7 protein-coding genes and 1 pseudogene are annotated in these 11,867 nt (G+C 58.3%); 3 read left to right on the top strand and 5 right to left on the bottom strand.

Annotation, left to right across the window (positions count from 1 at the left end):
- Window positions 1-94: 94 nt before the first annotated feature.
- Together AC1DDG_RS09760 and AC1DDG_RS09755 are read right to left on the bottom strand one after the other, a co-directional pair.
- Window positions 95-1,267, bottom strand: a complete 1,173-nt coding sequence (locus tag AC1DDG_RS09760) for a hypothetical protein (protein WP_476875929.1) — start codon at window positions 1,265-1,267, stop codon at window positions 95-97.
- Between the two features lie 172 nt (window positions 1,268-1,439).
- On the bottom strand, window positions 1,440-2,972 hold the full coding sequence (locus AC1DDG_RS09755; protein ID WP_476875928.1) for a DGQHR domain-containing protein: 1,533 nt from the start codon (window positions 2,970-2,972) through the stop codon (window positions 1,440-1,442).
- 721 nt (window positions 2,973-3,693) lie between these two features.
- On the opposite strand from AC1DDG_RS09755, the gene AC1DDG_RS09750 reads away from it, so the two are divergent.
- Window positions 3,694-4,800: an IS110 family RNA-guided transposase gene (locus AC1DDG_RS09750; RefSeq protein WP_476875927.1), complete on the top strand. Its 1,107-nt coding sequence runs from the start codon at window positions 3,694-3,696 to the stop codon at window positions 4,798-4,800.
- 300 nt (window positions 4,801-5,100) lie between these two features.
- Here AC1DDG_RS09750 and AC1DDG_RS09745 read toward each other — a convergent pair.
- Window positions 5,101-5,229, bottom strand: a pseudogene (locus AC1DDG_RS09745) (IS3 family transposase); the annotation flags it as partial.
- Between the two features lie 70 nt (window positions 5,230-5,299).
- On the opposite strand from AC1DDG_RS09745, the gene AC1DDG_RS09740 reads away from it, so the two are divergent.
- Both AC1DDG_RS09740 and AC1DDG_RS09735 read left to right on the top strand, forming a co-directional pair.
- Window positions 5,300-6,112: a BglII/BstYI family type II restriction endonuclease gene (locus AC1DDG_RS09740; protein WP_476875926.1), complete on the top strand. Its 813-nt coding sequence runs from the start codon at window positions 5,300-5,302 to the stop codon at window positions 6,110-6,112.
- A gap of 12 nt (window positions 6,113-6,124) precedes the next feature.
- Window positions 6,125-6,862: an MT-A70 family methyltransferase gene (locus tag AC1DDG_RS09735; RefSeq protein WP_476875925.1), complete on the top strand. Its 738-nt coding sequence runs from the start codon at window positions 6,125-6,127 to the stop codon at window positions 6,860-6,862.
- 111 nt (window positions 6,863-6,973) lie between these two features.
- On the opposite strand, the gene AC1DDG_RS09730 is transcribed toward AC1DDG_RS09735, so the two are convergent.
- Window positions 6,974-7,312: a YopX family protein gene (locus AC1DDG_RS09730; protein ID WP_476875924.1), complete on the bottom strand. Its 339-nt coding sequence runs from the start codon at window positions 7,310-7,312 to the stop codon at window positions 6,974-6,976.
- 512 nt (window positions 7,313-7,824) lie between these two features.
- Window positions 7,825-10,959 carry a DEAD/DEAH box helicase gene (locus AC1DDG_RS09725; RefSeq protein ID WP_476875955.1) on the bottom strand — a complete coding sequence of 1,045 codons (3,135 nt, stop codon included), beginning with the start codon at window positions 10,957-10,959 and terminating at the stop codon, window positions 7,825-7,827.
- Window positions 10,960-11,867: the final 908 nt, after the last annotated feature.

Here is an 11,867-nt window from a genome sequence, read left to right as displayed (position 1 = left end):
CGGTTTGTTCAGCGGCCGCACAGGCGCTGAGTTGTGTCGACTTGCCGATTCGGCAATGCGCCTAAGCAGCATTCTGCCGCAACCAGCTCGCTCACTACGCAAAGTTCCAAGCCACGACACGCTCGGCCTGTCCTAATGTCGGGATATGTTGCGCCACTTTAGCCAGCAGGCCGTGCACGTCGACGCTGTCATCGTCACCTAAAGCCTCCAATGCAACTTCTGTATCTGCCCAGAGGTCCAATTTGTCATCCGGCCCCTCGTTCATGGGCCAGAGCCCACGAACTTCACTTAGCGACTCCGCCCAGGGCACAATGTCAGCGTCGTCCAACCCCGAGTCCTTAAGCAGAGCGAGAGAGGCACCGGTAGCCAGCCGGAGAAGAACCGTAGTTCTTAGAAGCATGCCTTCGACATACGCTCTTGGTCCTTGGCTCGTCGACTGCTCTCGGTAAGCAGCCGCCAAAAACGAATGCGAATCGCTTTCGCTCGATGCACTCAGGAGTTCCTCATATAATGAGGTTCCGTATATCTGAGTCGGAACGGCATTTCTAAGCCAGGAAGCCCAGCGGCTCCAATCAGTGTCGTCTGTCGGTTCGCCATCGGCGTCCAAGAACTTGTGTTTGGAACCGTAATCAGAAATGAGGACGTCCCGCAATAATAGCCGATCCAGTACAGGAAAAGTCCCTTTGGCATCAGGCTCCAAGGCAGACCAAATATTCCGAATAATTCGCTTGATTACAGCGGCATCTAAATCCTCCGGCTTGATCCGGGACGGGTTGTAACTCGCGGCGTTCCTGCGAATCCTATCATCCGAAAAAGACTCTAGGTCGAATTTCATTCTGGCGAGTAGATTCGAGACAAAAGGACTCCCCGACCCGCCCGGAAGACTACTCAGCCATTCCTCCAAGGCCACGCCACCTGGCCGAATCAGCATCCCAATCATGCTTTGGGACCGTGTTAATCCGCTCCATGCGTCTAAACATTTCCAGATCGCTTGATGAGTCCCGAGTTCACTGATAAAAACTGTGTCTCCGTTTGAATCAAGGGCACAACTGTAGTAGTCGCCTACGTAAATTCCTTCCGCCCAAAGAAGTGACATTGCGCCGCGAAGCTCGGCATAATACGTCATGTGTACAGCCGCATGCAGGTCGCCGCGCAATAGTGCGTCGAGGGCCCGGCCGAGATAACTCCAAGCGTCACCACAATGCACAAATACGCCGGCAGCGAGATATTCAGTAAAGTCGGAGATGGATGAGGCGGGTACGGTCATATCGTCATTCCTTAGGCGCCGTCCAGCGCCAGCGGCATAAACGTTACTAGAATCGAGCCAGTCGCCGTCGACGGATACGGTAATTCCGGCAAGGGCAGAGACCAAGTTGTTTCGGTCCGCCTTATCCACGTTACTGAAGTAGGAGGGATTTCTACCACGAGGTGACAAGGAATCACCCCGCCAGCTGGGTAGCTGCTGACTGGACGTCACCAGTTGCATGAGTTTGAAGATGTCTTGCGAGCTGACTTCTGAGCTCTTTGTAGCCGCCGCTTCCTCTCAACCCGGCCCGATTTCGCCGCTCATCTTCACTAAGTCCCGGAGCGCTGCTGGATCGCCAGTCGAAAGTACTCAGACTGCGACAAACATCGACAAGAAATGCGTAGGCAGGGAGGGTCTCAAACTCGGTTGACATGGCTGTGACAGCCTCCGGAGTGACATCCGAAAAATCAGAGTCATCTCGCCAATCTTGGAGTTTGAGGTCCCTATGACGAATATAAAGGAGATCATTCACAATTGATTGGAAACCTCTGACGCCCTGGTCGGTAGCCAAGAGTGAACCACTGCTCGTGAAAGTAGGTTCGTCATATCTATCGGAAGCGAACAGATCGCCGTCCATTGGCACATCAGTCTCAACTAGAGACTTCATCCAAGGCTCATCTGCCTCCCGGATCTCCTCGGCAAGAGTTCTCCAGGCTGTCAGCAACAATGCAGCCTGTTGGAGCCGAGTCCATGAAAGCCCCTGCTTCATGTCCGGGGTACCTCCGAATATTCCGCCTAAGGAGCCGCGATTTGAACGCCACGACTTAACCATGCTGGCGGTAAGACTTCGAATAAAAGCTGCCTGTGTCACGGGGCCGTTTTCTTTGCGAGGCCCACCGAGCATATTAATTCTTCTATACCACGGGCTACTCGGGGTAGCCCAAAGAACCTCAGTGAGCTCTTGAGCGCGGCTTTCTCGGTATACATGGACAACGTCGCCGCTATCCAACCAGTCCTGTTCGCGAAGCAAAGGATACAAGTCGAACGCGAGGGAGGGATTTATCTTCTTGGGCTTAATATTGATAGTCCAAAACAAGTAGGCCTGCCAAGATATATCAAGTCCATGGAACGCCACGACCGGCAGATGGTAGTCCTCGACAGCGCTGTCACCATCATCAAATGCATAAAGTCTATGCTGCCCATCGATGACTTCCAGCGGAGGAAACCCTCCAGTATCAGCCGGAATCTGTGGGATTCTCAATTCAGCAGATGGGCTATCGCCATGGTCCAGGACCTTTATGACATGCTCATCCTCGAGAACGGTGCCGGAACGCTCGTCACCCGCCTCTAGTATGTTGACCACGACTGCAGTTGGGAGCCACCCTGGTTTTCTTAGGTTGTCATATTCTATTTTTCGCCTTTTAGCGTCACTTAAGCTTGACCATGGATATCCCCCTTCAACGTAACGGCGTATCTCGAGGCTTCTTTCGGGGTCATGCCGGCGCTGAATTCCTAGGTCGTCCTTCCGGGGAGTGAGTGAGTCAGTATTTCTCCTGTTGATACCCGCCAAGGCGCGTAATTGTGAAGCCGGCATCGAAAAGAGATAAAAATGTTCCTTCGGGCGCGTCTGATTTTGCTCCGCATCATAAGAGACGGCATCCCATGCGGCTAACCACTGCCTGACACGAAGAGCTGGGACAGTGCCCTCTTGAAAATTATTCATCATTCCCTCACAACTTGCCCGGACCACCTCAACAGCGAATCAACCGTCGCCACTTACAGGAGCTTAGCTGCAACATATGAGTTTTGAATCCCGTGTGCACAGCCGCCACAGCTCTGCAGATCAAGTTCGCGGCCCAAGTCGGCGGGATGGTGAGAAGTAAGGTCACATGTTACTAATTAGGCTCGGTGTCTCGACTCCTTCAGGCGCGCGTGGCAGAAGGTACACCCGGGCAAACGCTGCACTTTTCACGAGCGAGCTGCTGAACTCGGTTTCCCAGACCGGGCCGCGCTTAAGAGTGGGTCGGATACACCGGCTGTTGGCTGAGAGGATGAAGAACTACCTGCTCTGCTAGAAGGCCCCTAATCCCGGCCGGCTCCGCCGCTGCCGGGCCCGCCCCTTCGAGTCCTTACATTCCGCGGCGGCAATCTAGACCATATGAAGTGTGATTGGTCCTGCCCGTCCGGGTCGGCCATTATCGCCGGGGCGGTCCGGCAGCGCCGGCGTGAACTGGTTCAGTTGCATCGTGCTGGCCGGGTGTGGCGCTGCCGGGCCTTTACCCGGCGGTGATGTCCTTTATCCCGGACGGGCAGGTTCTGACAGTTCAGGGGCCGGGGCCTTCTGTTTCACAGTGTCCGTGGGTTGCCATCTGCAGCTCCCGTGGGCTGCACGGCCCTTTCGGGGGTGCAATGGTAGTGCCACATGTGAGATTTGGGAGGTCCCGGCTATGTTTGAGCATACTTTCATTGGTCTGGATGTTCACGCGGTCAACATCGTTGCCCATGCGCTGAACCCGGATACCGGCGAAGTCAAGAGCCACTCGATGGCTGCCGACCCGGCGGTGGTGCTGGAGTGGGTCGGCCGCTTCGAGCCGCCTGTCAAGGTCGTGTATGAATCAGGTCCGACCGGTTTTGTCCTGGCCCGCTACCTGCAGGCTGCTGGAATCACCTGCGTGGTGGCAGCTTCGTCGAAGCTGCTGCGCGCTCCCGGGGACCGGGTGAAAACCGACCGAAGAGACGCAAGGGTTTTGGCTGAAATGCTAGCGGTCGGCTCGGTCACCGAGGTGCACATCCCGGAACCGGACGAAGAGGCCCTTCGGGACCTGTCCCGGCTGCGCTCCGGCACCGCCAAGGATCTCGCCCACGCCCGCCAACGCGTGAATTCCCTCCTACTCCGGCACGGCATTCGCTACCCGGAAAATACCAGATGGACGCAGGAACACGGCCGGTGGCTACGCCGCCAACACTTTGACGAACCGGCGCTGCAGTTCACCTACAACGCCGATGTCGAACAGGCCGAGCTGCTCGCCATCCATCTGGCACACATCGACAAACAGGTGACCGCCACGGCGGCAGCCTGCCGCTACACCCCTGTGATTAACGCGCTCATGTGTCTGCGCGGCATCCAGCTCACGACAGCGTTCGGACTCGCCGTGGAGATCGGGGACTGGACGCGCTTCACCGGCTCGTCCATAGGCTCCTATCACGGACTCCTCCCCAGCGAGCAATCCTCCGGCCAGTCCCGGCACCAGGGCCCGATCACCAAGGCCAGGAACACCTACGCCCGTAAGCTCCTGATCGAGGCGGCGTGGGTGCACCGGCGCCCCTACGCCCGGCCAGGGGAACGGCTGCTGCGCCAACTCAAGCTCGTTACCCCGCCAACCCGGATCCGCGCCCTCGAAGGTAACCACAGGCTGCACCGCAAATGGGAACACTTCGATGAACGCCACAAGACGTCCGTGAAGGCCAACACCGCGATCGCCCGCGAGCTGGCCGGCTGGTGCTGGTCACTTGCCGCCCCACTTCAACAAGGAGAACGCATGGATGCGGCCTGACCCATGAACGTGCCGCCGAAGGTGACGGATGAGTGATGGCAGCACCGGAGCTAACCCGGGACAGCACTATGAGCAGACGCATCTACCCCCGTCGACGCTCGATTCTAGACACCCGATAATGCCCCAGCCGAACAAATCGTCATGCGGTAACCAACCCGCGAATGTCAGCCTGACAATGCCAGTCGAAAAAGACTCGCCGACACCCCCGCCCGCAACCGGCCGGCACAGAATGAGCGGCCCCCGGAACCAAATCCAGAGGGTCGCTCATTCCTGCCTCTTGACAGCGAGAACTACATATCAGCGCTTCGACGTCGTAACCGACAGCCCGAAATCCTTCGCAATCTGCGCCATCGGCGTCTCGCCCTTGCGGGCCAGATCAATAACTTCCTGACGGAGCTCCACTGCACAAGCCGTGGGACTAGTCACCATCCTCCCACGAGCACGAGCTCGCTAGGTCGAGGATCCAACAAACCGACGGCAGCCCTAATAGGGTCAGAGCATGTACATCACTTCCAGTTTTGACGACCCGGCGGTTGTTCCCCCATATATCCGTGAACGCTACGAATGGCTAGAAATCGGCAACGCTGCCTCGATCCTGAACGCCGTAGCACCTGAAGAGTTTGACGACTTGCTCAGGGTGCTTCACGACTTCGTGCTGACGCCGAACGAGTGGCTGGTAAAGGGTGGCAACAAGGGCGATATCGCCGATAACTTGGATCGCCGCTTCAGGAGGCTCGGCTGGAAAGAAACACGGATCGACACAGAGATCAGGGGTTACTTCTTCACGGACTTTCAGAAGAGGGGCAGAGACTACGTGGCTCAGACGGAGAGAAAAGTGCCATCTGTTTACAGCGAAGGTTTCAGAGTGGACAACCACAAGGGGCGCATGATCGTCGACATTGAATGGAACGCTAAGGACGGTAACCTTGACCGCGACCTCGCGGCCTACCGTTCCTGGTACGAGTACGGACTAATTGACGGTGCGGTCATCATCACCAAGGATCGGCTGCCACTGCTGAAGCTGGCACGACTTATCTGGGACGACTACCAAATGACGCTACCCATGGAGGAGCGCGTCAGGAAGCTTCCCATCGACTTGCAAACGTCAACTGTGACCGCCTTCGACAAAGCAGAGATTAGGGTCAAGCGCGGCGGGGCCGGCAACTGCCCCGTGATCATAATTGGAGTGACTGACAGGACGTGGGATGGCACACAGTTTGACGGACCTCCCGACGACGAGTTCGAGGTTCCCGAGGGCGCAACGCCGATGACAGATGCACAGTTTGCGGCAATCCTTGAAGAAGCCGAATAGAATAGTCCGACTATGCCTAAGATTTCCCCCGCTCCGTTGCGCGCTGACGTAGAGCCAACACCGTTCACTCCCCTGCCATCAGTAGAGGGCGGCTTCCAGACTTTGCTGGCTGATCCGCCGTGGCGCTTCCAGAACCGCACCGGCAAGGTTGCTCCCGAGCACCGCCGGCTCGACCGATACGACACGATGACCCTAGAAGACATCAAGGCATTGCCGGTTGAAGCGAGCCTTGCAAAGAACGCTCACCTCTACTTGTGGGTACCGAACGCGCTGCTGCCTGAAGGTCTTGAAGTCATGAAGGCTTGGGGATTCCGATATGTCAGCAACGTCATCTGGGCTAAGCGTCGCAAAGACGGCGGCCCGGATGGTCGAGGCGTCGGCTTCTACTTCCGCAACGTCACCGAGATTCTGCTCTTTGGTGTTCGCGGCTCTATGCGAACGCTTCCCCCTGCTCGCAGCCAAGTCAACATGATCGAGACGCGCAAGCGTGAGCACTCACGTAAACCAGACGAACAGTACGACTTCATCACGAACTGTTCTCCTGGTCCGTACCTAGAGATGTTTGCTCGCAACCAACATGAGGGTTGGCATGTGTGGGGTAATGAATCTCAAGGAGAAGAAGTTCGGGGCAAAGTCCATAAGGGCTACGAAGGCGGCGCTGTCAACTGGCCTGTCGTACCCGATGCAGAGGATGATGCACCCCTGGAAGATGAAATTGAGATGGAGACACTGGAGCTAGTGAAACACTAACTGCAACAACAAGAGTCGGCGCGGGTTTGAACTGCTCCCCGAAAGTTGGACTGAGAATTCAGTTCTAACCTTCGGGGACCAGTTCAGTTCTTGAGTACGGCTCTTCTTGTATTAGTCGATGAGTTGTGGCGACTCGATGACGTTGCCGATGATCTCATAGTGGCTACTGCTATCGGAGGATAGCGGCCAATATACAGCGCCCCGAGCCTGCACCAGGATGTACCGAGCGGACTCGAACCGCACGACGCAGCGACCGCCTAGACGGTCTTGCAGCACATCGCCTTCAAAGATGTCTTTACCGTTCTTATCCTTCAGGCCGGTCATTTGAGTCAAACTGGAGCCATCAATAGCACGATCATCAAGATCGAACAGGCCATCCAGGGGATGAAGGCTGAAGTAGTGCCACGTTCCTAGGCTTCGATCCCACACTCTGAAGTTGAAATATCTCACGCAGTCCTTTCAGTTCCAGCCACCATGCGAGTCCAATTCTCCGTCCACCCGCGATCAGGATTCCGACTCTAGCGCCTCGACACGAATTAGGGGCAGCTTGCCGGCGCTATGAAGGACCAAGTCATTCATAGCGCCGTCGAATACCCGATGCCTTGTCTGAATGGGACCCAAGTTTGAAGTCGGTCTGTTGGCCCATCCGCAGCGCCAATTGAGGCCTGCCCAGGCGGAAGGTGGGCGGCGTGATCCTTGAGGAGCTGCCACTCTTGTTGCCCAAGCGGCCAACACCGGGACGAATGGCTGTTTCTTCGGGAGGTCTCTCGCCATCGCGTCAATAGGGAGCATGCCTGGCAATCCTCTAACCTGCTGTCGAGCACGCAGATAAACAACCAGCTAGTGGGTTTTGGTTGCCTTTGAGTGCGTCCAATACATTTGAACGGGCCCCTAGCCAGCGAACACGGAGTAGACACGACCATCGCCGGGTTCACCAGCCTGTCACCGCAATGGGTTGACACTCATTGCGCTTGAGCAGCCGCAGTCACGTACACATCCGCCGGCATCGGCCGGTGCAGCTTCCAAGTGATTGCGATTGGTCTCTCGCCCACGTGCTGTACGTAATCCACCTGACCGAGGCACGTATAGGGAACGGTCAGGCCCGTCTCGTCGTCCGCCGTATCCCTGGTGAAGATTAGAACTTTCGAGCCTTGAGCAGCCCGGTCCAGATACCGCATGCCCGTCGGGCTACCCGGCGAGGTCGCGTTCTGCGACTCCCAGTGGAACAGCTCAGGGCTTATGGCGTAGTCCTTGTACATCGTCGTAGCCGAGTGTTTCTTGTCGTCCTTGTTGAGCGTGACAAAGAAGGCATCGGTGGAAGTCGCCTGGCACCATGCAACGCCCTCGCGGTGCTGCACATTCTTGCCAAGCTCCAGCGATCCATATTGCAGCGCCGCCAGGACCTCTTCGCGCCGGTAGGTCGCGTGCGAGAGCAACGGAACATGCTGCAACCCGACCCCAAGACTCTTGGCAGCATGCTTGGACGCGGCCACTCCGAGCTTTACGATCTGTCGGATCTCGCTGCACACATACTGGTAGCCGCGAAGATTGTCCAGGCCGGCGTCGTACGTCTGGAAACCGCCGCCGTCGTCCCACAGGGTGTAGAACAGCATCCGGGCGAATGTTTGCTCACGCATTCCAAGCTCCGCGTAGCGGGGCGCATCCGGGCTGACCAGCATCGAATACGCTTCAGCACGTTCCGGATCGTCCACATGGATCAGAGCAGCCATACGGGCGAGGAGCTTCTTCTCCTCGGCATCCGAGTGCTCCTGGTTCCTCCCTCTAAGGGCCGCTTTCAACGGCGAGAACCCTTCGATCAGCCCCGCCTGTCGAAGGTACCCGGTCCATGAGTCCCTGGTGGAACGGTAGATCGACTTCACGTCGTTCCCGGACTGCTCCAGATAGGCCACCAGCTCGGTCTCCGCATACGACGCGATGTCCCGGACCAGCTGTGCCCTGTTGAACCGCAGCTGTGCCTTGATGTTGTCCAGCACCACCTTCTGCGCCACCCGGTCCAGCACTATCTGTGAGCCCGACGGCAGGTACGGGAACTCGTCCTCGACAGCCTTCTCCAGCTCCTTCCTCCCGTAGCCCGTGAGCGCCCGGTAGCGCAGGTCGAAGCGGAACTCTCGGCGCTGCTGGCCAATGAAATCCATGACCGTCAGCACTGCCTTGCCCTCGGCACGGCGCAGCCCACGTCCCAGCTGCTGGAGGAAGATCGTGGCGCTCTGCGTGGGCCGGAGCAGCAGGATGGTATCCACCTGCGGCAGGTCCAGGCCCTCGTTGAAAAGGTCCACGGCGAAGATGCAGTTGATCTCCCGCCGGCGGAGGCGCTCAAGCGCCGCGGCGCGGTCGGCGTCGTCGGTGCTGCCGTCGACGGCAACGGAGGCGATACCGGCGCGGTTGAACACTTCGGCCATGTAGTGCGCGTGCTGGACCGAGACACAGAAGCCGATGGCGCGCATCTGGTCGGTGCTGGTGACCTTGTCACGGAGTTCGCGAATCACCTTGGCGGCGCGGGCGTCGTTGCCGGTGTAGAGGTTGTTCAGCTGTGTGGTGTCGTAGTTGCCGCGCTTCCATTCCAGCTGGCTCAGGTCGACGTCGTCCGAGACGCCGAAGTAGTGGAACGGCACCAGCAGGTCGGCGTCCAGGGCGTCCCAAAGCCTCAGTTCGCTGGCTGTGCGACCGGCGAAGAACAGATTCGCGACGTCGACGCCGTCACCGCGTTCCGGCGTCGCAGTCAGCCCGAGGAGCTGCTGCGGCTGCAGGTGGTCCAGCAAGCGCCGGTAGGTGGGTGCCATGGCGTGGTGGAATTCATCGATGACGACGACGTCGAATAAGTCTGGCTCCAGCTGATCGATGCCGAGAGATGACAGCGACTGGACCGAGGCGAAGATGTGCTTCCACTGCTGAGGCTTGTGCTCCCCAACGCAGAGTTCGCCAAAGGTGCCGTCCTGCATGACGTCCCTGTAAGTGCGCATCGCTTGCTTCAGGATTTCCTGCCGGTGGGCGACGAAGAGCAGCTTCAGATCGCGACCGGCAGCTTCGCTTAGGCGTTTATAGTCGAGGGCCGCGATCACGGTCTTACCAGTGCCGGTAGCTGCGACCAGGAGGTTGTGGTTAAAGCCTTTGAGTCGCTCGGCTTCCAGTTCCTCGAGCATCTCTTCCTGGTGGAGGAACGGCTGGACTTCGAGGCCAGTGGCTGCGCCAGGGACGGCAGTGCGCCGGCCGCCGTTGCGTTCGAGGGCGGCGTCCAGTTTCTCGCCGTCGCGTTCCGGATCGTAGCTTTGGAAGGCGCGCTGCTCCCAGTAACTGTCGAAGGTGACCTCGAACTTCTGCAGCAACGTCGGCGTTCCGACGGAGCTGAGCCTGACGTTCCATTCGAGGCCATCCAGCAGGGCTGCCTGGCTCAGGTTGGAGCTGCCGACGTAGGCGGTGTCGAAGCCGGAGTTCCTGCGAAACAACCAAGCCTTGGCGTGCAGCCGGGTGGCCTGGGTTTCGTAGTTGATTTTCACGTCGGCGCCATAGCGGTTGACCAGCTCGTCGATGGCGCGGCGTTCCGTGGCGCCCATGTACGTGGTGGTGATGACGCGGAGTTTGGCGCCGCGCTCCTTGAGTTGCTCCAGCGCCGGCTGGAGAAGGCGTAGGCCCGTCCACCGGACGAAGGCGCAGAGCAGGTCAACAGTGTTGGCCGAATCAATCTCTGCCCGGAGCTCCGCCGCGAGGTTCGGGTCGTCCCTGCTGTTGGTGAGAAGTGCGGAATCACTCAGCTTTGTGGTGGGGCGGCGAACTTGTCGGCGCTTGAGCGTGTCAGGCCGCTGGAGGGACTGGAGTTGGGTTGGACCTTCTGCGATTCGGTCTGGGGTGTTCAATTCTTGAAGGAGCCGGTTGGCTAGGGCGACTCTGTCTGCAGGCTTGGCTGCCGCGAGGGCTTGGCGGACAGCGTTGGCAACGTGGCGGGATAGGACGTCCGGAGTGTCTTCGTCTTCGATGTCCGCGAACACGGGCCGCAGCCCCAATTCCCTGTTCAGTAGATTGCCGAGTACATCCGTGTTCAGGAGTTCATACAATCCTTCGGGCAGCCCATCCGCTGCCATTCCCCCAATGAAGTTAGTCACTGCGCCAGGGTATTTCGTATGAGTTGCAATAACCAACGGCCTTGAGCGACACGCAGGCGTGAGCCCGACCATTAAGCACCCGGAAGCAGGCAGCCCATAGCGGACCAGGACCTTGCGAATGGCGATGCGGACGGCCTTGTCGCCTTCTTTGGTGTTGTTCCAGCCGTCCCATCGGACTAGCTTGACGATTGCGTCAACATCGGCAAACGACCTTCCCAAGGATGACCGGGACATCCTGAGGGCTTGTCTTCGTCGAAGATATGCGTTGGAGCGTGGCAGCCACGCTCGTGTCTATGGAGCTAATTGAATACGCTGGTCTGGAGACAGAAAATCCTGATGACGCCACCGGATGACTTTCCCCCCAATCCACGGGTTTTCGACGCTGGCGTCGGGCACCGATAGTTCATCCCGGTTCATATTCAGAACACTCGAATTCCCTGCTACCCATGAGCGGATCAGCGCAGTTTCGTACTTGATCCGAGGAATACAGTTTTCGGCGTACATGCTTCTCCCAAGTTCTGCTAAAGCACATTGGCGCCAGCTTTGGGCCGTAATCCAGAGCAGCAAGCCCAAGCTTCCCCAGTAGCGCTCAAAGTTCCAAGAATCCCTTTTCCTCCTGGACATGGCGCGATCAGAGCGCTACTGCGTGGCATGATAGTCCCGATGCATGATAAAGCGCGGCGGGCTCCGAACCCGGAGTGGGTGTTGATGTACCGCCTTGGCCTGACGAGATCCCGCATCGCAGTTCTCGTAGGCGCTCCCGCCAGTACGGTCGGCTATCATCTAACCGTCGCTAGGGGCCTTGACGCTGGTCTCGCCAACGAACATGAGGCCGCAAAGGTCGGCAAGAAGGGCACGCCGGTCACGCAACGCGGCTTGAAGTCCAT

It is taken from the genome of Arthrobacter sp. 10L430 (genome assembly GCF_056395245.1).
Note: the sequence above shows the minus strand (reverse complement) of the source record. Positions and strands in the feature narration are given on the sequence as shown.